17 protein-coding genes are annotated in these 24,426 nt (G+C 68.1%); 10 read left to right on the top strand and 7 right to left on the bottom strand.

The window, feature by feature from the left end; genetic code table 11:
• The first annotated feature begins 270 nt into the window (after positions 1 to 270).
• Positions 271 to 558, top strand: coding sequence for a DUF1330 domain-containing protein (locus tag DIE21_RS07585; protein ID WP_124497098.1), 288 nt, complete (start codon positions 271 to 273; stop codon positions 556 to 558).
• Positions 559 to 633: 75 nt separating this feature from the next.
• Here the strand turns inward: DIE21_RS07585 and DIE21_RS07580 are convergent, their stop codons facing one another.
• On the bottom strand, positions 634 to 2,343 hold the full coding sequence (locus DIE21_RS07580; RefSeq protein ID WP_124497097.1) for a dihydroxyacetone kinase family protein: 1,710 nt from the start codon (positions 2,341 to 2,343) through the stop codon (positions 634 to 636).
• A gap of 340 nt (positions 2,344 to 2,683) precedes the next feature.
• Here DIE21_RS07580 and DIE21_RS07575 point away from each other — a divergent pair, with 340 nt between their 5' ends.
• Complete coding sequence (locus DIE21_RS07575) at positions 2,684 to 3,934, top strand: collagen-like triple helix repeat-containing protein (protein WP_124497096.1); 1,251 nt, start codon at positions 2,684 to 2,686, stop codon at positions 3,932 to 3,934.
• Positions 3,935 to 4,088: 154 nt separating this feature from the next.
• Here the strand turns inward: DIE21_RS07575 and DIE21_RS07570 are convergent, their stop codons facing one another.
• Positions 4,089 to 5,234, bottom strand: a complete 1,146-nt coding sequence (locus tag DIE21_RS07570; protein ID WP_124497095.1) for a sigma-54-dependent Fis family transcriptional regulator — start codon at positions 5,232 to 5,234, stop codon at positions 4,089 to 4,091.
• 524 nt (positions 5,235 to 5,758) lie between these two features.
• Between DIE21_RS07570 and msuE the strand changes: the two genes are divergently transcribed.
• Positions 5,759 to 6,319: an FMN reductase gene (gene msuE / locus DIE21_RS07560; protein ID WP_124497093.1), complete on the top strand. Its 561-nt coding sequence runs from the start codon at positions 5,759 to 5,761 to the stop codon at positions 6,317 to 6,319.
• A 36-nt stretch (positions 6,320 to 6,355) separates the two neighbouring features.
• Positions 6,356 to 7,459 carry a dimethylsulfone monooxygenase SfnG gene (gene sfnG / locus DIE21_RS07555; protein WP_124497092.1) on the top strand — a complete coding sequence of 368 codons (1,104 nt, stop codon included), beginning with the start codon at positions 6,356 to 6,358 and terminating at the stop codon, positions 7,457 to 7,459.
• 162 nt (positions 7,460 to 7,621) lie between these two features.
• Here the strand turns inward: sfnG and DIE21_RS07550 are convergent, their stop codons facing one another.
• Positions 7,622 to 8,269, bottom strand: coding sequence for a LysE family translocator (locus DIE21_RS07550; protein WP_124497091.1), 648 nt, complete (start codon positions 8,267 to 8,269; stop codon positions 7,622 to 7,624).
• Between the two features lie 103 nt (positions 8,270 to 8,372).
• Here DIE21_RS07550 and DIE21_RS07545 point away from each other — a divergent pair, with 103 nt between their 5' ends.
• Positions 8,373 to 9,221 carry a LysR substrate-binding domain-containing protein gene (locus DIE21_RS07545; RefSeq protein WP_124497090.1) on the top strand — a complete coding sequence of 283 codons (849 nt, stop codon included), beginning with the start codon at positions 8,373 to 8,375 and terminating at the stop codon, positions 9,219 to 9,221.
• 24 nt (positions 9,222 to 9,245) lie between these two features.
• On the opposite strand, the gene DIE21_RS07540 is transcribed toward DIE21_RS07545, so the two are convergent.
• Positions 9,246 to 10,136, bottom strand: coding sequence for a LysR substrate-binding domain-containing protein (locus tag DIE21_RS07540; RefSeq protein WP_124497089.1), 891 nt, complete (start codon positions 10,134 to 10,136; stop codon positions 9,246 to 9,248).
• A 153-nt stretch (positions 10,137 to 10,289) separates the two neighbouring features.
• Here DIE21_RS07540 and DIE21_RS07535 point away from each other — a divergent pair, with 153 nt between their 5' ends.
• The 4 genes from DIE21_RS07535 to DIE21_RS07520 all read left to right on the top strand — a co-directional run bounded on the left by DIE21_RS07535 (position 10,290) and on the right by DIE21_RS07520 (position 18,025).
• Complete coding sequence (locus DIE21_RS07535) at positions 10,290 to 13,343, top strand: FAD-binding and (Fe-S)-binding domain-containing protein (protein WP_124497088.1); 3,054 nt, start codon at positions 10,290 to 10,292, stop codon at positions 13,341 to 13,343.
• Between the two features lie 180 nt (positions 13,344 to 13,523).
• Positions 13,524 to 14,411, top strand: coding sequence for a LysR family transcriptional regulator (locus DIE21_RS07530; protein ID WP_124497087.1), 888 nt, complete (start codon positions 13,524 to 13,526; stop codon positions 14,409 to 14,411).
• 107 nt (positions 14,412 to 14,518) lie between these two features.
• Positions 14,519 to 16,513: an aconitase family protein gene (locus DIE21_RS07525; RefSeq protein WP_124497086.1), complete on the top strand. Its 1,995-nt coding sequence runs from the start codon at positions 14,519 to 14,521 to the stop codon at positions 16,511 to 16,513.
• A 60-nt stretch (positions 16,514 to 16,573) separates the two neighbouring features.
• Complete coding sequence (locus tag DIE21_RS07520) at positions 16,574 to 18,025, top strand: MFS transporter (RefSeq protein ID WP_124497085.1); 1,452 nt, start codon at positions 16,574 to 16,576, stop codon at positions 18,023 to 18,025.
• Between the two features lie 55 nt (positions 18,026 to 18,080).
• Here the strand turns inward: DIE21_RS07520 and DIE21_RS07515 are convergent, their stop codons facing one another.
• Entirely contained in the window at positions 18,081 to 18,986 is a 906-nt protein-coding gene (locus DIE21_RS07515) for a LysR family transcriptional regulator (protein WP_124497084.1), read from the bottom strand.
• A 103-nt stretch (positions 18,987 to 19,089) separates the two neighbouring features.
• Here DIE21_RS07515 and DIE21_RS07510 point away from each other — a divergent pair, with 103 nt between their 5' ends.
• The gene (locus tag DIE21_RS07510) at positions 19,090 to 22,686 is read left to right on the top strand and encodes an indolepyruvate ferredoxin oxidoreductase family protein (RefSeq protein ID WP_124497083.1); all 3,597 of its coding nucleotides are present in this window, start codon (positions 19,090 to 19,092) and stop codon (positions 22,684 to 22,686) included.
• Between the two features lie 117 nt (positions 22,687 to 22,803).
• Here DIE21_RS07510 and DIE21_RS07505 read toward each other — a convergent pair whose 3' ends face one another.
• Both DIE21_RS07505 and DIE21_RS07500 read right to left on the bottom strand, forming a co-directional pair.
• Entirely contained in the window at positions 22,804 to 23,112 is a 309-nt protein-coding gene (locus tag DIE21_RS07505; protein WP_124497082.1) for an XRE family transcriptional regulator, read from the bottom strand.
• An 87-nt stretch (positions 23,113 to 23,199) separates the two neighbouring features.
• A complete protein-coding gene (locus tag DIE21_RS07500; RefSeq protein WP_124497081.1) occupies positions 23,200 to 24,354 on the bottom strand; it encodes a branched-chain amino acid ABC transporter substrate-binding protein in 1,155 nt (384 codons plus the stop codon).
• Positions 24,355 to 24,426: the final 72 nt, after the last annotated feature.

The following is a 24,426-nucleotide window of genomic DNA, read 5'->3' as shown; positions in this document are numbered from 1 at the left end:
TCGCATCGGCCGTCGCGGCAGGGCGGCATTCGCTCCCCGGTTCCGGTCGCGCATGCGCGCGCATCGTGCCGAAATGGATTGTCACGCGACGCCGCAACCCCTGTATTCGAGTGCAACGGACAGGGCGCTGGCTATCATGTGACCGGCTGACCGATTCGACCGGAGCGCGTACGGCAGTCGAACCTTTTCACGCGTTCCACGAGGACACGCACGATGCCGACGGCACCGCGTGCGTCCACTTCCTTCATGCAATCACCGGGAGCATGCATCTTGGCAACCTATATGATTTTCACGCGGGAAAGCACGCAGGACCCGCACGAACTCGACCTCTACCAGAGCAAGGTCGGCGCGACGCTCGCCGGTCATCCGGTGAAGGTGCTCGCCGCGTACGGGCCGCAGGAAACGCTGGAAGGAGAAGCTCCGGAAGGGGTCGTGATCGTCGAGTTTCCGTCGAAGGAAGCCGCGCATGCGTGGTATCACGGCCCCGAGTACCAGGCGGTCGTCCAGCACCGGTTCAAGGGCGCGCGCTATCGCGCGGTGCTGGTCGAGGGCGTCTGAGCGCAACGCGTCCGACGCCGGCATTGGCGCGATGCGACGTCAGGCCCGGCCGTCCGTGATCGTCCGGGCTTGCGTTTACCGCACGTGCGGCAGCAACGCACGCAGCCAGTACGCGACCGCCACCGCGCCGCCGTCCGGCGTGCCGATCGCGCGTTCGCCGAGATAGCTCGCCCGTCCCGCGCGCGGCGTCATGCCGGCCGTTTGCCGCGCGCCGTGTTCCGCGGCTTCCGCGGCGGCCGCCCATGCGCCTGCAGGGTCGCGCTCATGATCGAGCGCGTGGTCGAACGCATCGGCGGCCGGCACCAGTGCGTCGAGCATCGTCCGGTCGCCGGCGCGTGCGCCGCCCAGTTCGCCGATCGCGTCCACCGCGCTGCGGAAAGCCGCGGCCCAGTCGCGCGCCGACGGCTCGGCGATATCGGCAGCCTCGCCGAGGCGTCGCGACGCGCGCAGCAGCGCGGTCGCATAAAACGGTCCCGAGCTGCCCGCGATCGCGCGGCGCAGCGCGGCGCCCAGCGCCGCGAGCGTACCGGCCGGCGTGCCGTATGCGGCTTGCGGCAACGCGAGGATCGCCTGCGCGGCGCGGTGCATGCTCGCGCCGAGATCGCCGTCGCCGGCGGCCGTGTCGAGCTCCGTCAGTGTCGCTTCGTTGTCGATCAACGCTTGCGCGACCGCCTGCAGTGCTGGCTGCAGCCGCGCGGCCCACGCGCGGCCGGCCGCGTCGAGCGGCGGCAGCGGCTCATTGTGCGCGGCTGCCGCGGCCACGCGAATCTGCGTGTTGACCGCACCGCCGCCGGGCCATGCGCGCGCCTGCGCCGGCGCGTCGAGCAGGGCGGTGCGTTCGTCGTTCAGCCGCAGCAGCGAGATCGAGCAGCCGGGCATGTTCAGCGCGGACAGGAACGTGCCGGCCCAGGCGCGCGCGACGATGATGCCGCGCCGGCTCAGGTTGTCGTAAGCGGCGCGCAGCACGATCGCGAGCTCCATGTCCGGCGTCGCGCCGAGACCGTTGACGAACAGCGCGACGCGTTCGCCGCGATCGAGCACGAGGTCGGCGACGATGCTCGACAGCAGCGTCTCGACCAGCGCGTCGGCCGGCATTGGCGCGGTGCGTTCGACACCTTTCTCGCCGTGGATGCCGAGGCCGAGCTCGATCTCGTGATCGGCGAGGCTGAACCCGGACTTGTCGGCGCCGGGGATCGTGCAGCCGTCGAGCGCGACGCCCATCGTGCCGAGCTCGGCCGCCGCATCGCGCGCGATGCCCGCGACGCGGGCAAGCGGCAGCCCGCGTGCGGCGGCCGCGCCGGCCAGCTTGTGGATCAGCACGGTGCCAGCGATCCCGCGCCGCTGCCCGCGCTCGACGCGGCCGCGCAGCGACACGTCGTCGGCGACGATCACCGTCTCGACCGGAATGCCCTCGGCGCGCGCGAGTTCGGCGGCCAGCCCGAAGTTGAGGCGGTCGCCGGTGTAGTTCTTCACGACGAGCAGCGCACCGTTCGGGCCGGCGCTCGCGCGGATCGCGGCGAGCACGGCGTCGGTCGACGGCGACGTGAACACTTCGCCGCAGACGGCCGCGCTCAGCATCCCTTCGCCGACATAGCCACCGTGTGCGGGCTCGTGGCCGCTGCCGCCGCCGGACAGGATCGCGACGGGGCGCTGCGACGGCTCGGGCAGCGGCTGGCGGACGAGCACGTGCTCGTCGCCGAGGATCGCGAGATGCGGCGACTGCCGCGCGATGCCTTCGAGCATTTCGCGCACGACATCGGACGGGTGGTTCACGAGCTTTTTCATGGCGGCGGTTTCCTGACGGTGGGACGGCGGCCGGCGGCAAGCATGCGGTGCCGGCCGGGCGACGTACTGTGGATCGTAGGCGGCGCGACCGGAAACGGCGCGCCGCACGGTCAGCGTTACGTAACATCGAAGCATTCGTAGCACGAATGTAACGAAAACTGCGCCGCTCATGGGCCCGGAACGCGTCGGTCGTGATCGCGGGCGCTCGGCGCGCACCCGGTGCGGATACTGGCCTGGCGGCCGCGACGCCCGTTCGCCAGCGCCAATGGCATGGAAAATGCTAATTGTTCCCCCGGTCCATATTCGAACATTCCATCGCCCGGACCGCGAGGAGACCACCATGTATCGAACCCGCATGCTCACGTCCGCCGCGGTGCTGGCCGCTGTCGGCGTACTGACCGCCTGTGGCGGCAACGACGTCGCCGCGCCGTCGAGCGCGGCCGCCAGCACCAGCGGCGCGACCGTCACCGACAATCGGCCCGGTAACGTGACCGATGGCGGCTGGGGGACCAGCGGCGCACCGGGCACGAACGGGGTCATCAGCACGACGGGTCAGCTCGCCATCGCCGTCGGCAACACCGTCGCCGGCACGTCATTGCCGGTACTCGGCAACAACGTGACGCGCAGCGCCGGCGACACCATTGCGAGCGTCAGCACGATCTCCCGCGCGGCGAGCAATGCGTTGAGTGACGGCCTCGGGCGGATCGGCTCGACTGCCGACCCGGTCGGCACGACGGTCGCCGGGCTCGGCGAAGTCGTCGCCACCACGGGCAATCCGATAGCGGGCCTCGCGCAGACGATGCGCGCGCTCGGTTCAGGGCCGCTGGCACCACTCGCGCCCGTGACGACACCCGTCGACGCGGTGCTCGATACCGTGGCGGGCGGCCTCGGCACGGCGGGCAACACGATCGGCGCGACGCTGGCGTCGGGCGCCGTGCAACAGGTCACGCAACCGCTCGGCTCGGCCGTCACGCCGCTCGTCATCGCGGCCGGCCAGGCCACGCAGCAGGTCGGCGCGACGACGGGGCTCGGGCAACCGGTGGCCGGCCTGCTCGGTCAGGTCGGCGGCGCGGTGTCGACGGCAGGCTGGCGGCTGGGGATCCCGGCGCAGCCGGCCGTCGGCCCGGCGAGTGAGATCGTCGGCGCGGCAGGCGGGCTCGCCGGTGCGGTCGGTAACACCGTGACGAACGCGGGCGGGCTCGTCGACTACAACGGCCCGAACGGCATCGCGCCGATTCCCGGGCTCATCGTGAGTCTCGCCGGTGCTTCGGTCACGACCGTGCAGAACGGGCCGACGAACGGCGCGACGAGCGGCACGACGAGCGGCACGACGAGCGGGGCGGGGCCGCTCGGCGGCTTGCTGCCGGGACTCGGATCGACACCGCTCGGTTCGGTGACCGGCGCGCTCGGCGGCTCGACCGGCGCCGGTGCGGCAAGTCCGCTGGCACCGGTGACGAGTCTCGTATCGACGGTCACCGGCACGCTCGGGCGTGCAGCGGGCGGCGCGGGATCGAGCGCCGGTTTCGCGGCGAATCCGCTGGCGCCGGTGACGTCGCTGCTCGGCGGCGTGCCGGGCGGCGTCGGGAAGTAGTTGCGCACGATGCGGCGAGCAGGCTCGCTGCTTGCCGTTCGCGCCGGCCGTGGCGCGCTTCGCAGCGGTTTCACCGGCGCCACCGCCAACGAATCGCGGTGAGCCGGCCCGACCGCTGTCCGCATCGCAGAAGCGCGCCGCCGCGCGCTTGCGCCTACTTGACCGCCGCGATCGCCTTCGCGCGAATCAGCCGCGCACGCAGCACATTGCGGCTGATGCCGAGCAGTCGCGCGGCCTGGATCTGGTTGCGGTGACTGAAGTCGAAGGCGACGCGCATCACGGTGTCCTCGATGTGCTCGAACAGGTGCTCGTGCGCCTCGTCGAACAGCGCGCACAGCGCCAGTTCGAGCGCTTCCTGGGCGGGCGCGCAGCTACGCGCTTCTCGTGCGCCCACGGCCGTGACCGAAACGCCTGACGACGACAGGTCAAGGTCGGTGTCCAGCAGCGCATCGTGGCGGCTCACCAGCAGCGCGTGATGCATCACGTTCTCCAGTTCGCGGATATTGCCGGGCCACGAATGCGCTTCGAGCCGGCGCGCCGCGCGCGGATCGATACCGCGCGGCCCGTGGCCGAGGCGGCTGCGGTATGCGTCGAGGAAGTGGCGCGCGAGCGGCAGGATGTCGCCGGGCCGTTCGCGCAACGTCGGCACGTCGAGCCGCACGACGTTGAGCCGGTAGAACAGGTCGCCGCGAAACCGTCCGGCCGCCACCGCCTGCCGCAGGTCGACGTTGGTCGCGGCCACCACGCGCACGTCGACCGGGATGCCGGTGCGCGAGCCGACCCGCACGACCTCGCGCTCCTGCAGCACGCGCAGCAGCTTGACCTGCATCGACAGCGGCAGGTCGCCGATCTCGTCGAGAAACAGTGTGCCGCCGTTCGCGGCCTCGAACCAGCCGGGCTTCGCGCCGACCGCACCCGTGAATGCCCCTTTCTCATGACCGAACAGTTCGCTGTCGACGAGCGTGTCGGATAGCGCGCCGCAGTTCACGGCAACGAACGGCCCGTCGCCGCGACGGCTGACGTCGTGCACGTGGCGCGCGATCAACTCCTTGCCGGTGCCGGTCTCGCCGACGATCAGCACGTTCGCATCGCTCGGCGCGACGAGCCGCACGCGTTCGAGCAGCGCGAGCGAACGCGGATCGACGAACACGTGCGCACGGGCGCGGCCCGGTGCGTGGTGCGCGGAGTATATGGAGCGTGCGGAAAGCGGCGCGCCGCGCGACCGCGCGAGCGATTCGTCCGGCTGCGTGGTGACGACACGAAGATTGACCGGACGCGGCGCTGCAAGAAGAGTGGTCATGGCGGTGACGGCGTGAGTCGATCGAACGGACCGGACCCGCGCCGACGGGCGCCGTGGTCCCGCCGTGGTCCGGTTGCTGCCTGGTCAGCAGAGTGTTCCGTGTTTTGCGCCGCACGGGAAACATCGATTTCTGATAACGAAAGCGGGATTGCTGCGCAGGATGCAGTTGCGGGGACGTGCGCTGTTGCGACAGCGGATTCGACGTCGTCGCGATCGATGCGACGGTGCGTCACCGCCGCGATCGGGCGAACGGCGCGCGCGACACTGCTGATTGAGCAGCAGTGCATCAGCAACGCTGCTTCCGCCGGTTCATCTCACTGTGGAATATCGATGTGATGCGATTCCCGGAACGCTTGCCACGGCTGGCCATTTGGCCGCGGAAGCCGTGCACGGCAGGGGATCGAGGCAAACTTCGTGATGCAGATGATCGAACGATCGCACATCCGTCGACCATGGCACGCTCCTTGCGAACCCGACACCGTATCGGCGCGATAACGCGCGGCTCGACAACCGGATCGCATGGCATGAGCAACATCCTCAACGTCGTCGCCCTATCGGGCGGCCTGCAACGGCCGTCACGCACGCTGGCGCTGACCAACGCGATCGTCGCCGCGCTCGGCGACGCCTTGCCGATCGACACGCGGCTGATCGAACTCGGCGAGATCGGCAACCGGCTGGCCGGCGCGCTGAAGCGCGCGCAGGTCCCGCCCGATCTCGACGCGCTGATCCGCGCGATCGAGACGGCCGATGCGCTGGTGGTCGCGAGCCCCGTGTATCGCGCGTCGTACACGGGCCTCTTCAAGCACCTGTTCGACCTCGTGCATCACGAGTCGCTGGTCGATGTGCCGGTGCTGCTGGCGGCCACCGGCGGCAGCGAGCGCCACGCGCTCGTGATCGACCATCAACTGCGGCCGCTGTTCAGCTTCTTCCAGGCGCGCACGTTGCCGATCGGCGTGTACGCGGCCGAAAGCGATTTCGATCGCTACGAGATCGCGAACCCCGCGCTGCGCGCACGCATCGCACTCGCGGTCGACCGTGCGGTGCCGCAGTTGCAGCCGCGTGCGCCGGCCGCCGTGGCTGCGTAGCCCGTCTTTCGTTTTCCCCTTCGATCAGGACCTTTCATGAGCATTCACGAACCTTCGGCCGACGGCGTCAAATTCGCGTACTGGGTGCCGAACGTCAGCGGCGGCCTCGTCGTCAGCACGATCGAGCAGCGTACCGACTGGAGCCTCGAATACAACCAGACGCTCGCGCGCACGGCCGAGGCGGCCGGCTTCGACTACGCGCTGAGCCAGATCCGCTTCACGGCCGGCTACGGCGCCGAATACCAGCACGAATCGGTCTCGTTCAGCCAGGCGCTGCTGCACGCGACGACGAAGCTCAAGGTGCTCGCCGCGATCCTGCCGGGGCCATGGCATCCGGCCGTGGTCGCCAAGCAGCTCGCGACGATCGACCATATTTCGAACGGACGCATCGCGATCAACGTGGTCAGCGGCTGGTTCAAGGGCGAGTTCACCGCGATCGGCGAGCCGTGGCTCGAGCATGACGAACGCTATCGGCGCTCGAAGGAATTCATCCAGGCGCTGAAGGGCATCTGGACGCAGGACAACTTCACGTTCAAGGGCGACTTCTACCGCTTCAACGATTACACGCTGAGCCCGAAACCCGTGCAGAAGCCGCATCCGGAGATCTTCCAGGGCGGCAGCTCGCGCGCGGCGCGCGACAACGCAGCCAGTGTGTCGGACTGGTACTTCACGAACGGCAACACGCCGGAGAACCTGAAGGCGCAGATCGACGACATCCGCGCGAAGGCCGCCGCGAACCACCATCGTGTGCGGATTGGCGTCAACGCGTTCGTGATCGCGCGCGACACCGAGGAAGAGGCGCGGGCCGTGCTCGACGACATCATCCGGCACGCGCACGTCGAAGCCGTGCATGCGTTCGGCGATGCGGTGAAGGAAGCCGGCCGCGCGTCGCCGGAAGGCGAGGGCAACTGGGCAAAATCGACGTTCGAGGATCTCGTGCAGTACAACGACGGCTTCCGCACGAACCTGATCGGCACGCCACAGCAGATCGCCGAGCGGATCGTCGCATTGAAGGCGATCGGCGTCGATCTCGTGCTCGCCGGGTTCCTGCATTTCATCGAGGAAGTCGAGTACTTCGGCCAGCGCGTGCTGCCGCTCGTGCGCGAGCTCGAAGCGCAGCGTCAGGCGGTTGCCGCGTGATGCGCACGGGTGTGCCGCGGCCGGTTGCGGTCGCCAGGGACCGCGCGATCGTGTGAACGTCATGGCCGGCGATGCGTATCGCCGGCCGTCAACGATCGCTGCTTCACGACGGGCGGCGCGTGCGGGCCGGTGCTTCACCCGAAACACGACCTGCCGTACGCATCACGCGACCCCTGCCATTCTCGACGCCTCGACGAGCATCTGCACGCCGAGGCCGCCGAGCACCGCCCCCATCGCCCAGCGCTGCGCAAGCAGCAGCGCCGGACGTCCGCGCAGGAGTTTCGCGATGCCGCTCGAGCAGATCGCGACCAGCCCGTTGGCCGACGCGAACGCCGCGATCAGCAATGAACCGAGAAACAGCGACTGGCCGAACACGCTGCCTTGCCGGTAATCGATGAACTGCGGCAGCAGCGACACGAACAGCATCGCGAGCTTCGGATTCAGCACGCTGGTGGTCGCGCCCATCGCGAGCAGCCGCAGCGGCTGCGCGTTCGGCAGCGCCTGCACCTCGAACGGCGAACGGCCGCCGGGCCGGACGGCCTGCCACGCGAGGTAGAGCAGATACGCGGCGCCCACCACGCCGAGCACGGTACCCGCGTACGGCACGCGCAGGAACAGCGTCGTGATCCCGAACGCGGCGGCGAACATGTAGAACAGGTAACCCAGCATCACGCCCGCCAGCGAAATCAGCCCGGCGGCGCGCCCCTGCGCGATCGAGCGCGACATCACGTAGACCATGTTCGGCCCCGGCGTGACCGCGAGCATGCCGCCGATGACCAGGAATCCGTAGAGCGAGCCGGAGGTGTGCATGGTTGCTTCCCGCAATGAACGTCAACGGCATCCATTGTCCGACCGTGGAGGAAGACAGTAAAACGGGATAAACTGAACCGATTGATCAGATTTTCTGAATGCCATGAAAAAGCTCGATCTCGATGTGCTGGCGATGGTGGTGGCCGTGACGGAGTCCGGCTCGTTCGCGCAGGGCGCGCAAGCGGTGCATCGGTCACCGTCGGCGGTGAGCATGCAGATCAAGGCGCTGGAGGATGCGTTCGGCAAGCCGCTGTTCATCCGCGACACGCGCAACGTCACGGCCACCGACGACGGCCGCATGCTCGCCGAATACGGCCGCCGGATGCTGGCGATGCGCGACGAGGCGTGGGCGTCGGTCGTGCGCCCGGAGATTCGCGGCCGCGTGACGATCGGCGTGCCGGACGACTACATCTCATCGCTGCTGCCGCAGGTGCTCGGCAAGTTCGCCGCGATGCATCCGCGCGTCGAAGTGCGCGTGATCGGCCAGCCGAGCAGCGCGCTCGTGCCGATGCTGAAGGACAACACCGTCGACCTCGCGTGCCTCACGCGCATCAAGGGCGTGACCGGCGAACGGGTGCGGCTCGAGCCGATCGTGTGGACCGGATCGGCGAAGCGCAACGTGTGGGAAGAGCGGCCGCTGCCGGTCGCGTTGTTCGCGCACGGCAGCATGGCGCGCGATCACGCGATCAAGGCGCTGAAGCGGCAGAAGATTCCGTTCCGGATGTCGTATGAAAGCCCGAGTTTCCTCGGGCTGCTCAGCGTGGTCGAGGCCGGCCTCGCGGTGGCGCCGCTCGCGCGCTGCAGCATCCCCGCGCACCTCGTGCAGCTGTCGCCGAACGAAGGGTTGCCGCCGTTGGGCGAGATCGAGGTCGTGCTGGCGCGCAGCGCGCAGTCGGCCCGCCCGCCATGCGACTACCTCGCCGAACAGATTCTCGATGAATGGCGTGCGTGATCGCGCTGTCCGTCCGCCCGAACGTCAGCACGATTTCAGCAGCCATTCCCGAAACGCCACTAGCGACGGCAGCGTGTCGTTTTCCGGCGGATACACGAGGTAGTAGCTGCGCCGGCTGGTGATCGCGTCGCCGATCGACACGAGCTCGTTGCGGCTCAGCTCGTCTTCCACCAGCACCTTCGGCACGAGGCCGATCCCCATTCCGGCCCGCACGGCCTGGATCAGGTGCGACGTCAGCTCGAAGCTCGGGCCGATCCGCATCTCGCGATGATCGAGCCCGAAATGCGAGAACCATTCCGCCCAGGCTTGCTGATTGCTCGTCACGCCCAGCAGCGTCTGCCCGACCGCCCATGCCGGCGCGCGCGGGGCGGCCTTGCGGCGCCCGGCCGCGTCGGGGCGCGCGATCGCGATCAGGAACTCGTTGTACAGCCGATGCGCGTGCAGGCCGGGCCAGTCGCCCGTGCCGACGGTGATGGCCGCATCGAGATCGTCGGTATGGAAGTCGATGCCGCCGATGCGCGAATGCAGGTGCACGGTCACGCCCGGATGCGCGGCATAGAAGTCGTGCAGGTGCGGCAGCAGCCATTTCGAGCCGAAGGTCGGCAAGGTCGCGAGCCGCAGCGTGCCGGCGCCGGCCTGGTGCGACATCGCCTGCAGCGTCGCGCCGCGGATGCGCCCGAGCGCGCCGCTCAGCTCGACGAAGTAGCGCCGCCCGACTTCCGTCAGCTTCACGGAACGGCCCTCACGCCGGAACAGCGGCACGCCGAGCTGATCCTCGAGCGTCTGAACCTGCCGGCTGATCGCGCTCTGGCTCAGCGACAGCTCGTCGGCCGCACGCGTGTAGCTTTCGTGCCGCGCGGCGGCCTCGAACACCAGCAGCAGCGACATGGACGGGGTGAGGCGGCGGTAATTCATGAGTTTTATGCAAGTTTTGCCGGGGGAGAATTCGTTTGTTTCTCGTGCTGATTCGCAAGATACTGGATTTCCGGGTCGCGTGGAATCTTGCTCAAAACTCATGTTTCTGACCGAGGCAGCGCACCGGCTCCCCCCACCTCGCGCTTTCATCCCATGCCGATCGCTCCGTTGCCCCGTCCCGCCAGCCCGCCCGAGGGCCGTTACCGCGACTTTCTCGCCGCCCTTCGGGCCGCCGGATTCGCCGGCGAAATCCGCGCGGACCATGCGAACCGGACCGTGCAGGCCACCGACAACTCGATCTACCAGCGTCTGCCGCAGGCGGTGATCTGTCCCGCGCAGGCGGACGACGTGCGGCTCGTCGCGCGGCTGCTGGCCGAACCCGCGCACCGCGACGTCGCGGTGGCGGCGCGCGGCGGCGGCACCGGCACCAACGGGCAGTCGCTGACCGACGGCGTGGTCGTGGACCTGTCGCGCAACATGAACCGGATCCTGGAAATCAACGCCGACGAGCGCTGGGTGCGCGTGCAGGCAGGCGTCGTCAAGGACCAGCTCAATGCCGCGCTGAAGCCGCATGGCCTCTTTTTCGCGCCGGAACTGTCGACGTCGAACCGCGCGACGGTCGGCGGGATGATCAACACCGATGCGAGCGGGCAGGGCAGCTGCACGTACGGCAAGACGCGCGACCACGTGCTCGCGCTCGACTTCGTGCTGATGGGCGGCGAGCAACTGCACAGCGACGCGCTCGCGGACGACGAACTGGCGCGCCGCTGCGCGCGGCGGGACCGGGTCGGCAAGGTCTATCGCACCGCCCGCCGCATCAGCGACGAAAAGGCCGCGCTGATCGACGCGAAGTTTCCGAAGCTCAATCGCTGCCTGACCGGCTACGATCTCGCGCACCTGCGCGAACCGGACGGCCGCTTCAACCTGAACAGCGTGCTGTGCGGCGCCGAAGGCTCGCTCGGCTTCATCGTCGAAGCGAAGCTGAACGTGCTGCCGATCCCGAAGTATTCGGTGCTCGTCAACGTGCGCTACGCCGGCTTCATGGACGCGCTGCGCGATGCGCGCGCGCTGCTCGAGCTCAAGCCGCTGTCGATCGAGACGGTCGACTCGAAGGTGCTGATGCTCGCGATGAAGGATTTCGTGTGGAGCAGCGTGGCCGAGTATTTCCCGCAGGACGACGCGCGTCCGACGCTCGGCATCAACCTGATCGAATTCAGCGGCGACGATGCGCAGGACGTCGATGTGCGCGTGCGCGCGTTCGTCGACCATCTTCGCACCGACACGAGCGTCGAGCGGCTGGGCCACACGCTCGCGACCGGCGACGATGCGGTGAAGCGCGTCTATGCGATGCGCAAGCGCGCGGTCGGCCTGCTCGGCAACGTGCAGGGCGAGGCGCGCCCGCAGCCGTTCGTCGAGGACACCGCGGTGCCGCCCGAGAACCTGGCTGCATACATCGCCGAATTCCGCGCGCTGCTGGACGGCCACGGGCTGCAGTACGGGATGTTCGGCCACGTCGACGCGGGCGTGCTGCACGTGCGTCCGGCGCTCGACATGAAGGACCCGAAGCAGGCCGCGCTGGTGCGGCCGGTGTCGGACGCGGTGGCTGAACTCACGCAGCGGCATGGTGGCCTGTTATGGGGCGAGCACGGCAAGGGCGTTCGCTCGGAATATGCGCCGGCGTTCTTCGGCGAGCTGTATCCGTCGCTGCAGCAGCTGAAGGCCGCGTTCGATCCGCACAACCAGTTCAACCCGGGCAAGATCGCGACGCCGCCGGACAACACGCTGCGGCTGCTGAAGATCGACGAGGTGCCCACGCGCGGCGACCATGACCGGCAGATCGACGAGCGCGTCTGGCAGAGCTACGGCACGGCGATGCACTGCAACGGCAACGGCGCGTGCTACAACTTCGATCCGGACGACGCGATGTGCCCGTCGTGGAAGGCGACGCGCGAGCGCGTGCAGTCGCCGAAGGGGCGCGCGTCGCTGATGCGCGAATGGTTGCGTCTGCAAGGGCAGGCCGGCGTCGACGTCGTCGCGGCGGCGCGTGCGCGGCAGCCGTTTCTGCGCGGTCTCGCGGCCCGCTGGCGCAACAGCCGCGCGGCACGCAACGGTGAAGCGGATTTCTCGCACGAGGTATACGACGCGATGGCCGGCTGCCTCGCGTGCAAATCGTGCGCGGGGCAGTGCCCGGTCAAGGTCAACGTGCCCGAGTTCCGCTCACGCTTTCTCGAGCTGTATCACCAGCGCTACCTGCGGCCGGTGCGCGACTACCTGATCGGCTCGCTCGAATTCACGATGCCGTGGATGGCGCGCGTGCCGGCACTGTACAACGGGCTGATGCGCGCCGGCTGGGTGCGCACGCTGCTCGAGCGGCACGTCGGGATGGTCGACAGCCCGCTCTTGAGCCGCTTCGATCTCGCGGCCGTGATCCGGCAGTGGCACGTGCGGCCGGCCGATCCGCAGGCGCTCGCCGCGCTGAGCGACGCGCAGCGCGCGCGCAGCGTCGTCATCGTGCAGGACACGTTCACGCGCTATTTCGACACCGAGCAGCTGGCGACGCTGATCGAGCTGGCCGCGCGCGTCGGCTTCCAGGTGTGGCTGGCGCCGCTCGCGCCGAACGGCAAGGCGTTGCACGTGCAGGGCTTTCTTCGCGCGTTCGGGAAGGCCGCGATTCGCAACGCGACGCAGCTGGCCGCGCTCGCGCGCTCGGGTGTCGCGCTCGTCGGCCTCGATCCGGCGATGACGCTCACGTATCGGCAGGAATACCTGAAGGTGACGGGGCTCGCCGACGTGCCGAAGGTCGCGCTGCCGCAGGAGTGGTTGCTGGATGCGATGCCGGAGGCCGGGGCGGGCGTGGGCGACGGATCGGCGGCGTACCGGCTGCTGCCACATTGCACCGAGAAGACCAACGCGCCGGACAGCGGCAAGCAATGGGCGCAGGTGTTCGCGCGGCGCGGGCTGCGCCTGGCGGTTCAGGCGACCGGATGCTGCGGGATGTCGGGGACCTACGGGCACGAGGCGCGCAACCTGCAGACGTCGAAGACGATCTATGCGCAATCGTGGGCCGCGCATGTCGACGCGCCGGAGCTGGAAGGCGAAGCGCTGGCGACCGGGTATTCGTGCCGCAGCCAGGTGAAGCGGATGTCCGCGCGGCAGGTGCGTCATCCGCTGCAGGCGCTGCTCGAGCACGTGCGTGCGGCGGGGTGACGGGGGATTGACGCGGCGCGGGCAGGTCGCGCTCGCGATGGCGCCGCCGGATGAGCGCATCGGCACTGCAACGCCTGCAGTGGCCGCACCGGACAGCGTGACGCATCCCCGCTGCTAATATGGCTGGAGACGGACGGCCCTGCCGGTCCGCAAGCCACACGTCTCCAAGGATCCCGCCGCATGCGTATCGATCCGTACAGCCTGGAACTGTTCATTTCCGTCGTTCAGGAAGGTTCCATCGCCCGGGCCGCCAGCCGCAACCATATCGCGCCGTCGGCGCTCAGCCGGCGGATCGCCGACCTCGAAGCGGCGATGGGCACGCCGTTGCTGATCCGCTCGCCGTCCGGTGTCGAGTTGACCGAAGCCGGTCGTCACGCGTTTTCCCGTGCGGTGTCGGTTCACGGCCAGTTGCAGTCGCTCGCGCGCGAGGTCCAGTCGCTGAGCGGTCAGGTCGCCGGCATCGTGCGTCTCCATGCGAACGCGTCGGCGATCGTCGGCTTCCTGCCGGAGCGGCTGAAGGCATTTCAGGCACGCTACCCGCTGGTGCAGATCGCGCTGACCGAAAAGATCAGCGACGAGGTGGTTCGCGCATGCCTGGACGACCGCGCCGACGTCGGCATCTCGGCGTGCGGCAAGATCCCCGGTGGGCTGGAGTCGTGGCACTTCGCCGACGATCCGTTGATGGTCGTGCTGCCGCTCGATCATGAACTCGCCGCGCTCCCCGCGCCGACGTTCGGCGACGTGCTCCGCTTTCCGCTCGTTGCATTGCAGGCAGGCGGCTCGCTCGACCAGACCCTGAAGGAACGCGCCGATGCGATGCGCATGCCGCTGAATCTGTCGGTGACGGTCAACAGTTTCGACGCGCAATGCCGGATGGTCGAAGCCGGGCTCGGCATCGGCATCGTGCCGACCAGCGCGGCGTCGGCGTTCGCCGGGTCGAACGGCTTCGTGCGCCGGCCGCTCGACGAGCCGTGGGCGCGCGAACGCGCGCTGCATGTCCACGCGCTCCGCAAATCGTCGCGCCTGAAGGCCGTCCAGGCGTTGATCGACGCGCTCGCGGCCGTCTGACGCCACGGGTTTACGCGGACATCGCGATCTGCGATGCCCCGCTTGCCGATCGAGCACTTCGTTTCCGGCAGCGCAGCCGTCTAGATTTCCGTTCAAGGAGAAATCAGATGGCGACAGTGGATCTGGCGGGCCGGATATTGTTTCTTTGCGACGATCCGGAGCGGGTCGAACGGCAGCTCGGCGGCACCGACCTGACGGAGGCCGCGGCGGGGCCGCTGCGGGACGACATATCGACCGATGAAATCACGCCGATGAGCGTGCTGACGCGCTTCGACGAGCGCCTTGGCCGCTTCCCGTATCTCGGCTTTCGAACCGGCGGCCGCAATCCGGTCGGGTCCGGTGCCGTGCTCGCCGGCGGCTTTCGCGTGACGGTCGCGGGGAATCGCTACGGTAAGGGATCGTCGCGCGAGCACAGTCCGCTCGCGGAATACCGCGCGGGCATCCGGCTCGTGATCGCGAAGAGCTTCGAGCGGATTTACCGGCAGAACGCGGACAACCTGGGACTGTTCACGTCGACGGATTTCGGATTGATCGAACGCATCCGGCGCGGCGAATCCATCGACATCGAGGAACTCGTCGCGTCGCGCGACAGCCTGGCCGCGTCGATCCTGCGCTGCGGCGGCCTGCTGCGCTACGGTGCGCAACACATGCGCGAGATCGAGTTCGCCGGCGAGACGGCCGATGCGACGGATGGCGCGGATGCCGCGGATGCCGCGCCGCGCACGCTCGCACAGAAAATTCTCGAGCGCCACGCGTTGCGCACGGAAGGAACCGGAACCTCGCGTGCGCCCGGCGCGGGCGTGTTCGTTCGCGCCGACTGGCGCTTCATCCACGAGTACTACACGGGGATGGCCACGCACATGCTGCATGCCGCATTCGGCAAGCCGCTGTCGCTGCATGAACCCGCGACGATTCTCGCGTTCGAGGATCACCTGTCGTATGCGCATCGCAGCGCGCTGCACGTGCGCAACGGGCTGCTTCCCGATGTGCGCGAGCTGTCGGACGCGCACCGGCAATTCGCGAAGGACTACGGGCTGACGAATCACGGCTACCTCGCTGAAATCGAATCCGGCAACGGCGGCATCGGCGAGGGCTCCGAAGGCATTTCGCACGCGATGATGGCCGAGCGCCATGCGTTGCCGGGCCAGGTCGTCGTCGGCACCGATTCGCACACGCCGCACAGCGGCGCCCTCGGTTGCATCGCGTTCGGCGTCGGGACCACGGACATGGCGAACGCGTTCGTCACGGGCGCGGTGCGGATGACCGTGCCGCCGTCGCTGCGGATCGAGTGCAACGGGGCGCTTTCGCGCGGCGTGACGGCGAAGGATCTCGTGCTGCGTCTGCTTGCCGATCCGAAGATCCGCGCCGGCGCAGGGGTCGGCAAGGTGTTCGAGTTTGCCGGCACCGCCATCGCGCGACTGACGACCGACGAGCGCACGACGCTCACGAACATGACGGCCGAGCTCGGCGGCTTCACGGGCATCGTCGCACCCGATGCGGAGACGGTGCGCTTCCTCAAGGCGCGACGCGGCATCGACTTCGTGATCGAGCCGTGGATGTGCAGCGACGCCGGCGCACCCTATGCGGACGTGATCGAGATCGACTGCGCGCGCATCACGCCGATGCTCGCGGCACCCGGCGATCCGGGCAACGGCGTCGCGTTGCGCGATCTTCCGGAACGTCCGCGTATCGATATCGCGTATGGCGGCTCGTGCACGGCAGGCAAGCGCGAAGACTTCGACCACTATCACGAAGTGCTGGCGTGGGCGGCGGCGCGCGGGCTGCGCGTACCGGTCGGCGTCCATCTCTATCTGCAGTTCGGCACGTCGGACGTCCGCGACTACTGCGCGCGGCGCGGCTACCTCGACACCTTCGAACGGGTCGGCGCGATCCTGCTGCAACCGTCGTGCGGCGCGTGCGCGAACTGCGGGCCGGGCGCGTCGACGGCTGCGGGGCAAGTGACGATCAGCGCGATCAACCGGAATTTTCCGGGCCGGTCGGGGCCGGGCCAGGTATGGCTCGCGAGCCCGCCGACCGTCGTCGCGAGCGCACTGGCGGGCCGCATCGCTTCCTTTGCCGAATTGCAGGCGCAGTACCCGTAAGCGGCGCGGTGCCGCACGCGCGGCGGTCGCACATTCCAATGAAGAGATAAGGAGACAGACATGGCCATTCTGGAGCGCGCATCGAACCTGCGCGTCGCCGAACACACCGGAGCCGCAGCGACCGCATCGGCCGCGTCGGCGGCCGACATGGGCGCGATTTCGGCACGCCTCGACAGGCTTCCGGCGACGCGTGCGGTCTGGAAACTGATCCTGCTGCTCAGCCTCGGCTTCTTTTTCGAGCTCTACGATCTGCTCTTTACCGGCTACATCGCGCCCGGTCTCGTGAAGAGCCACATTCTCACGCCGACGACGGCCGGCCTGTTCGGCACGGCGGGCGTGGCGAGCTTCATCGCCGCGCTGTTCTGCGGACTGTTTCTCGGCACGGCCGCCTGCGGCTTCCTCGCCGACCGCTTCGGCCGCCGGTCGATCTTCACGTGGTCGTTGCTGTGGTACGTCGCGGCCAACACGGCGATGGCGTTCCAGGACACCGCGAGCGGCCTGAACTTCTGGCGCTTCGTGTCGGGAATGGGCATCGGTGTCGAGCTGATCACCATCGGCACGTACATGTCGGAAATCGCGCCGAAGCATCTGCGCGGCCGCGCGTTCGCGATCTGCCAGGCGATCGGCTTCTCGGCCGTGCCCGTCGTCGCGTTCCTGTCGTATCTGCTGGTGCCCGCGGCACCGTTCGGCGTCGACGGCTGGCGCTGGGTCGTGCTGCTCGGCGGGATCAGTGCGCTGTTCGTCTGGTACTTCCGCCGCAATCTGCCGGAAAGCCCGCGCTGGCTCGCGGGCAAGGGCCGCATCCGGGAAGCCGATGAAGTGCTCTCGCGCCTCGAGGCGCAAGTCACGCGGCAGTACGGGCGGCCGCTGCCCGAGCCCGGCCCGGCCGACCCCGTCCCGCGCAACGCGGGATTCGCCGACATGCTGAGGCCGCCGTACCGCAAGCGCACGCTGATGCTGGTCATCTTTCACATCTTCCAGACCGTCGGTTTCTACGGTTTCGCGAACTGGGTGCCGACGCTGCTCGTCAAGCAGGGGATCACCGTGACGTCGAGCCTGCTGTACACGACGATCATCGGGCTTGCCGCGCCGCTCGGGCCGCTGTTCGGCTACTGGATTGCCGACCGCTTCGAACGCAAGCACGTGATCGTGTGCATGGCTGCGCTCAATATCGTGAGCGGGTTGCTGTTCAGCCAGGCGTCAGCGGCAGTGGCGATCGTGACGCTGGGCGTGCTGCTGACGCTGGCCGGCAACATCATTTCGTTTACGTATCACGCGTACCAGCAGGAGCTTTATCCGACAGCCATTCGCGCGCGTGCCGTCGGCTTCGTCTATTCGTGGAGCCGCCTGTCGGCGGTGTTCAGCTCGTTCGTCATTGCGTTCACGCTGAAGGAATTCGGCGTCACGGGCGTATTCGTGTGCATTGCCGGTGCGATGGCGCTCGTCATGCTTGCGATCGGGCTGATGGGCCCGAAAACGCTCGGCCAGTCGCTCGAGCGTATTTCTCACTGAGCGGCACGCCGCGCGCGCGGTGGCCGGTGTCGCGTGCTGCTGCGCGCGATGCGGGTCACGTGCCGCATGCGTGAATCAGGAACTGCTGCAGCGCGGCGGCCGGCGCGCTCAGCTGCGCGCCCTTTGCCCAGATCATGCCGGCGTCCATTTGCGGGACGGCGTCCAGAATCGGCCGCGCTTCGATCCGCTTGCCTTCGAGCGACCACGGCCGGAACACCATGTCGGACAGCACGGTGACCCCAAAGCCGTGCGCCACCAGTCCGCGCAGCGCCTCCATCGAGCTGGTGCGAAACGCGATGTTCGGCACGATCCCTTTCTTTTTCCAGTAGCGCAGCGTCGACTGCTCGCCCTCGTCCACCGTGATCAGGATGTACGGATGCGCGGCGATGTCCTTCAGCGACGGCGCGTCGAGCTGCGCGAGCGGATGCGTCGGCGCGACCCACAGCTGTCGCCGCGAGCGGATCAGGACCTGGCTGCCGAACCGGCTCAGCCTGTCGACGTTCGACAGCAGCACCACGCCGATGTCGACGTCGCCGTCGAGGACCGCTCGTTCGCTATCGGCCCGCTCCATGTCGCGCAGGTCGAACTCGATGAACGGATAGGTCGTGCGGAAGCGGGCGAGCAGTTCCGGCAGGAAATAGCCGAGCACCGTGTATGACGCGGCGATGCGCACGGTGCCGCGCATGTCGTGCGAGCGGAACGGCGGCTTGTGCACGGCATCGCGCGCGGCGTCGAGCACGCGGCGTGCGTGGTTGTAGAAGTCCTGGCCGTCGGGCGTGAGCGCGACACCCTGCGGCAACCGCTCGAAGAGCCGCGTGCCGAGCCCGTGTTCCAGCGCCAGCACCGCATTGGTGATCGCCGATTGTGACACGTGTTCGTTCGCCGCCGCCATCGAGAACTGGCCGGTCCGGGCGGCCGCCGCGAAGTAGCGCAACTGCCGGAGCGTGAGATCGAATGCCATCTGATTTTCGGATACCAGGATTGTCTATTTGTGATTTTACGATACCAATTCGGCTTCCTATACTGCGCTGAAAAATCACGCTTACCCCGGAGACAGTCCCGCCATGAACGCGCCAGATCCCGCCGTTGCGTCGCTCCAGCCGGCCGAAACGGCCGCCACGCCCGCCGCTTCCGTGTCGCTCGACGACAAGTACACGCTCGAAAAGGGCCGCGTCTACATCAGCGGCACGCAGGCGCTGGTGCGTCTGCCGATGCTGCAGAAGGCGCGCGACCTGAAGGCCGGGTTGAACACGGCCGGCTTCGTCTCCGGCTATCGCGGCTCGCCGCTCGGCGCGCTCGATCAATCGCTGTGGAAAGCGAAACGGCACCTGCAGGCGAACGACATCGTGTTCCAGCCCGGGGTAAACGAGGATCTCGCCGCGACGGCCGTATGGGGCACGCAGCAGATCAATCTGTGGCCGGGCGCGACGCGCGACGGCGTGTTCGGCATGTGGTACGGCAAGGGCCCGGGCGTGGACCGGACCGGCGACGTGTTCAAGCACGCGAACTCCGCCGGCAGCGATGCGCGCGGCGGCGTGCTCGTGCTCGCGGGCGACGACCACGCGGCGAAGTCGTCGTCGGTCGCGCATCAGTCGGAGCACGCGTTCATCGCGGCGGGCATTCCGGTGCTCTATCCGGCCAACGTGCAGGAATACCTGGACTACGGGCTGCACGGCTGGGCGATGAGCCGCTACTCGGGCCTGTGGGTGGCGATGAAGTGCGTGACCGACGTAATCGAATCCACGGCATCGATCGACCTCGATCCGGACCGCGTGGAAATCGTCACGCCGACCGACTATACGATGCCGGACGGCGGCCTCAATATCCGCTGGCCCGATTCGCCGCTCGCGCAGGAGGCGCGGCTGCTCGACGAGAAGTGGTACGCGGCACTCGCCTATGTCCGCGCGAACCGGCTGAACCGCATCGTGATCGATTCGCCGACGCCGCGCATCGGCATCATCACGGCGGGCAAGGCGTATCTCGACGTGCGCCAGGCGCTGAGCGACCTCGGCCTCGACGACGAAACCTGCGCGAAGATCGGCCTGCGCGTGCTCAAGGTCGGCTGCGTGTGGCCGCTCGATGCACAGGACGCGCGTGCATTCGCCACGGGCCTGGAGGAGATCCTCGTCGTCGAGGAAAAGCGCCAGATTCTCGAATACGCGCTGAAGGAAGAGCTGTACAACTGGCGCGAGGACGTGCGTCCGAAGATCTACGGAAAATTCGACGAACGCGACAACGAAGGCGGCGAATGGTCGGTGCCGCGTGGCGACTGGCTGCTGCCCGCGCACTACGAGTTGTCGCCGGCACTCATCGCGAAGGCGATTGCGCGGCGTCTGTCGCGTGCGGACCTGCCCGACGACGTGCGCGCGCGCATGCTCGCGCGCGTCGCGATCATCGATGCGAAGGAGCGCGACGCGGCGAAGCCGCGCGTGTCGGTCGAGCGCAAGCCGTGGTTCTGCTCGGGCTGTCCGCACAATACGTCGACGAACGTGCCGGAAGGCTCGCGCGCGCTGGCGGGGATCGGCTGCCACTACATGTCGATGTGGATGGACCGCAAGACGGAAACGTTCAGCCAGATGGGGGGAGAAGGCGTCGCATGGCTCGGCCAGATGCATTTTTCCGGCGACAAGCATGTGTTCGTGAATCTCGGCGACGGCACCTACTTCCATTCGGGCCTCCTCGCGATTCGCGCGGCGATCGCGTCGAACGCGAACATCACGTACAAGATTCTCTACAACGACGCGGTCGCGATGACGGGTGGTCAGCCGGTCGACGGCGTGCTGACCGTGCCGCAGATCGCGCATCAGGTGAGCGCGGAAGGCGCGAAGCGCATCGTGATCGTGACGGACGAGCCGGAGAAGTACGACGCCGGTGTCGCGCTGCCCGCCGGCGTCGACGTCCATCATCGTGACCGGCTGGATTCGATCCAGCGCGTGCTGCGCGACATCGCGGGGACGACGGTGCTGATCTACGACCAGACCTGTGCGACCGAAAAGCGGCGGCGCCGCAAGCGCGGCGCCTACCCCGATCCTGCCCGCCGCGCGTTCATCAACGACGCCGTGTGCGAAGGCTGCGGCGACTGTTCGGTGCAGTCGAACTGCCTGTCCGTCGAACCGCTCGATACGCCGCTTGGCACGAAACGCAAGATCAACCAGTCGTCGTGCAACAAGGATTTCTCCTGCGTGAAGGGCTTTTGTCCGAGCTTCGTGATGGCCGAGGGCGCGCAGCTGCGCAAGCCAGCGGCGGCGCGCGGCGGCAGCTTGGACACCGTCGACTTCGATGCGTTGCCGATGCCGACGTTGCCTGCGCTCGCGGGCGCGTACGGGATTCTCGTGACGGGCGTCGGCGGCACGGGCGTCGTGACGATCGGCGGGCTGATCGGCATGGCCGCGCATCTCGAACGCAAGGGCGTCACGGTGCTCGACATGGCCGGTCTTGCGCAAAAGGGCGGCGCGGTCCTCAGCCATGTGCAGATCGCGGCGACACCCGACGCGCTGCACGCGACGCGCATTGCCACGGGCGAAGCGCGGCTCGTCATCGGGTGCGACGCGATCGTGTCGGCATCGAACGACGTGCTGTCGCGTACCCGGCATGGCGTGACGGTCGCCGCGATCAACAGCGGCGCGACCCCGACCGCGGAGTTCGTCAAGAATCCGAAATGGACTTTCCCGGGCACGCAGACCGAGGCCGAGCTGCGCGAGAGCATCGGCGACGGGTGCGCGTTCATCGACGCCAACACGCTCGCGCTTGCGCTGCTGGGCGATTCGATTTACAGCAATCCGCTGCTGCTCGGCTTCGCGTGGCAGAAGGGCTGGCTGCCGCTGGAACGGACGAGCCTGCTGCGTGCGATCGAACTCAACGGCGTGTCGGTCGAGAAGAATCAGCACGCATTCACGCTGGGGCGCTATATCGCGCATCATGGCGCTGCCGCGGTCCAGCCGATCGTCGAGCCCGTTGCCGCGCCGCGGCGAACCGTGGTGCAGATGCCCGAATCGCTCGACACGCTGATCGGCGCGCGGCAAGCGTTGCTGACCGCGTACCAGAACGACGCGTATGCGCGGCGCTATCGCGACGTGGTCGACCGCATCCGGGCCAGGGAGGCGGGGATCGGCGGCGCGTCGGGGCTGCCGCTGACGCGCGCCGTCGCCGCGAATCTGGCGAAGCTCATGGCGTACAAGGACGAATACGAAGTCGCGCGCCTGTATGCCGATCCCGCGTATCTGGAGAAGCTGCGTCAGCAGTTCGACGGCGTCCCGGGGCGGGACTACACGCTGAACTTCTATCTGGCGCCGCCGCTGCTGGTGAAGCGCGATGAACACGGGCACCTGCGGAAGAAGCGCTTCGGCGCATGGGTGCTGCCGGCCTTCCGTGTGCTGGCGAAACTGAAGGGGCTGCGCGGCACGCCGTTCGACGTATTCGGGCACACGGCCGAACGGCGCGACGAGCGCCGGTTGATTGCCGACTACATCGCGCTCGTCGACGAGTTTTGCGCGACGCTCGACGCGGAGCGTCTTCCGGTCGCGTTGCAACTCGCGAACCTTCCCGACGACATTCGCGGCTTCGGCCACGTGAAGGCGCGCAACATGGCGGCAGCGGAGCAGAAGCGGGAGCGGTTGCTGGCGGCGTACCGGATGCCGATGCGATCGGCCGCCAGTGCGTGACGTTCATCGGCGGCGGGGCGGCTTACTGTCAGGCCGGGCTCGTCGTCATGCGTCATGCGGGCGGATTCGCGCGACGCGCGATGCGGGATGGTGCGGCGGCCGATCGGCCGCGGCCGTTCATGAATCGCCGCTTCGGCGCTTCAGCTTCAGGGAACGCGGCTTGCCCGCCGCCGGAAACGCGCCGACGCCGCGCGGCCGTTTCGGCTCGATGCCCGTCTTGCCGATCACGTGCCGGAAATCGATCTCGTGCGCGGCGAGCGCGCCGATCAGGGTCGCGATGACCGCGAGGTGGGAAGGGACGGTGCCCTTGCTCGAATAGTTGGTGATGGAACTTTCGTTCATCCGGATCAGGCGGGCGAACTCGCGCGCCGTCAACTGCGCTTTCTTCAACTCCTGTTGAAACTCCGCATACGCCATTGCACACATGTCGCTTCATCTCCGCAAAACCTGAATTGGCCCGCGAGGCGCCGGCACCGACGGGTGGCGTTCCCGTCGTGCCGGCGTCGCGGGGCGTTACATCTTCACCTGGTCGAGGAAGGTCTTCTTGCCGGTCTTGTAGCCGTAGATCGAGATGATCCCGTGCGTCAGGTCGCCCTTCGTGTCGAACGTCGTCGTGCCGATCACGCCTTCATACTTCGTCGACGGCATCGCGGCGAGGATCTTCGCCGGGTCCGTCGAGTTCGCGCGCTTCATCGCGTCGACCGCGATGTAGACCGCGTCGTATGCGAACGGTGCATCGAACTTGATGCCCTGGTTGAAGCGCTTCTGGTACTTCGCGAGGAACGCCGCGCCGCCCGGCATCTTCTCGAGCGCCGCACCGGCCTGCGAGCACAGCACGTTGTCGGCCGCCGGGCCGGCCAGCTCGGCGAGCGAGTCGGTGCACACGCCGTCGCCGGACAGGATCTTCGCGCGCAGGCCGAGCTGCTTCGCCTGCTTCGCGAGCGGGCCGCCGGTGGCGTCCATGCCGCCGTACATGATCGCGTCGGGGTTCTCGCCCTTGACCTTCGTGAGAATCGCGCGGAAGTCGACCGCCTTGTCGTTGGTCGCGTCGTGCGACAGCACCTTCAGGCCGAGCGCCTTCGCCTTCTTCTCGAATTCGTTCGCGAGACCCTGCCCGTAGGCGGTCGAATCGTCGATCACCGCGACGCTCTTCACGCCCTTCGACTGCGCATAGCTCGCGAGTGCCGGACCTTGCTGCGCGTCGGTCGCGACCACGCGGTAGGTCGTCTTGAAGCCCTGTTGCGTATAGGTCGGGTTCGTGGCCGACGGCGAGATCTGCACGATGCCCGCGTCGCTGTAGATCTTCGACGCCGGGATCGATGTGCCCGAGTTCAGGTGGCCGATGACGGCGACGACCTTGTCGTCGACGAGCTTCTGCGCGACCTGCGTGGCCTGGCGCGGGTCGGCCGCGTCATCCTGCGCGTCGAGCTGCAGCGTGATCTTCTTGCCGCCGATCGTCAGGCCCTTCGCATTGATCTCCTCGACCGCGAGGCGCGCACCGTTCTCGTTGTCCTTGCCGAGATGCGAAATGCCGCCCGTCGTCGGTTCGACGCTGCCGATCTTCACGACCTGGTCGGCCATCGCGCCCGACGCGGCCGCGAATGCGGCGGCTGCCAGTGCGACGGTGATCAGGGGTTTGCAGCGCATGCCGACAGTGCTTCGTTCCATCTGCCATCTCCGTTGATTGATGTTTCTGTTGCCGTCCGGTCGTCCGCGCGCCCTTGTGAGGCGGTCGGTGTG

The organism is Burkholderia sp. Bp9140 (assembly GCF_003853425.1).
Lineage (GTDB): Bacteria > Pseudomonadota > Gammaproteobacteria > Burkholderiales > Burkholderiaceae > Burkholderia.
Note: the sequence above shows the minus strand (reverse complement) of the source record. Positions and strands in the feature narration are given on the sequence as shown.

Bases quoted from the DNA above. Each gene is read 5' to 3' on its own strand.
- DIE21_RS07580 (WP_124497097.1), bottom strand. From the start codon at position 2,343: ATGAAAAAGCTCGTGAACCACCCGTCCGATGTCGTGCGCGAAATGCTC.
- DIE21_RS07575 (WP_124497096.1), top strand. From the start codon at position 2,684: ATGTATCGAACCCGCATGCTCACGTCCGCCGCGGTGCTGGCCGCTGTC.
- DIE21_RS07570 (WP_124497095.1), bottom strand. From the start codon at position 5,234: ATGACCACTCTTCTTGCAGCGCCGCGTCCGGTCAATCTTCGTGTCGTC.
- msuE (WP_124497093.1), top strand. From the start codon at position 5,759: ATGAGCAACATCCTCAACGTCGTCGCCCTATCGGGCGGCCTGCAACGG.
- sfnG (WP_124497092.1), top strand. From the start codon at position 6,356: ATGAGCATTCACGAACCTTCGGCCGACGGCGTCAAATTCGCGTACTGG.
- DIE21_RS07550 (WP_124497091.1), bottom strand. From the start codon at position 8,269: ATGCACACCTCCGGCTCGCTCTACGGATTCCTGGTCATCGGCGGCATG.
- DIE21_RS07545 (WP_124497090.1), top strand. From the start codon at position 8,373: ATGAAAAAGCTCGATCTCGATGTGCTGGCGATGGTGGTGGCCGTGACG.
- DIE21_RS07540 (WP_124497089.1), bottom strand. From the start codon at position 10,136: ATGAATTACCGCCGCCTCACCCCGTCCATGTCGCTGCTGCTGGTGTTC.
- DIE21_RS07535 (WP_124497088.1), top strand. From the start codon at position 10,290: ATGCCGATCGCTCCGTTGCCCCGTCCCGCCAGCCCGCCCGAGGGCCGT.
- DIE21_RS07530 (WP_124497087.1), top strand. From the start codon at position 13,524: ATGCGTATCGATCCGTACAGCCTGGAACTGTTCATTTCCGTCGTTCAG.
- DIE21_RS07525 (WP_124497086.1), top strand. From the start codon at position 14,519: ATGGCGACAGTGGATCTGGCGGGCCGGATATTGTTTCTTTGCGACGAT.
- DIE21_RS07520 (WP_124497085.1), top strand. From the start codon at position 16,574: ATGGCCATTCTGGAGCGCGCATCGAACCTGCGCGTCGCCGAACACACC.
- DIE21_RS07515 (WP_124497084.1), bottom strand. From the start codon at position 18,986: ATGGCATTCGATCTCACGCTCCGGCAGTTGCGCTACTTCGCGGCGGCC.
- DIE21_RS07510 (WP_124497083.1), top strand. From the start codon at position 19,090: ATGAACGCGCCAGATCCCGCCGTTGCGTCGCTCCAGCCGGCCGAAACG.
- DIE21_RS07505 (WP_124497082.1), bottom strand. From the start codon at position 23,112: ATGTGTGCAATGGCGTATGCGGAGTTTCAACAGGAGTTGAAGAAAGCG.
- DIE21_RS07500 (WP_124497081.1), bottom strand. From the start codon at position 24,354: ATGGAACGAAGCACTGTCGGCATGCGCTGCAAACCCCTGATCACCGTC.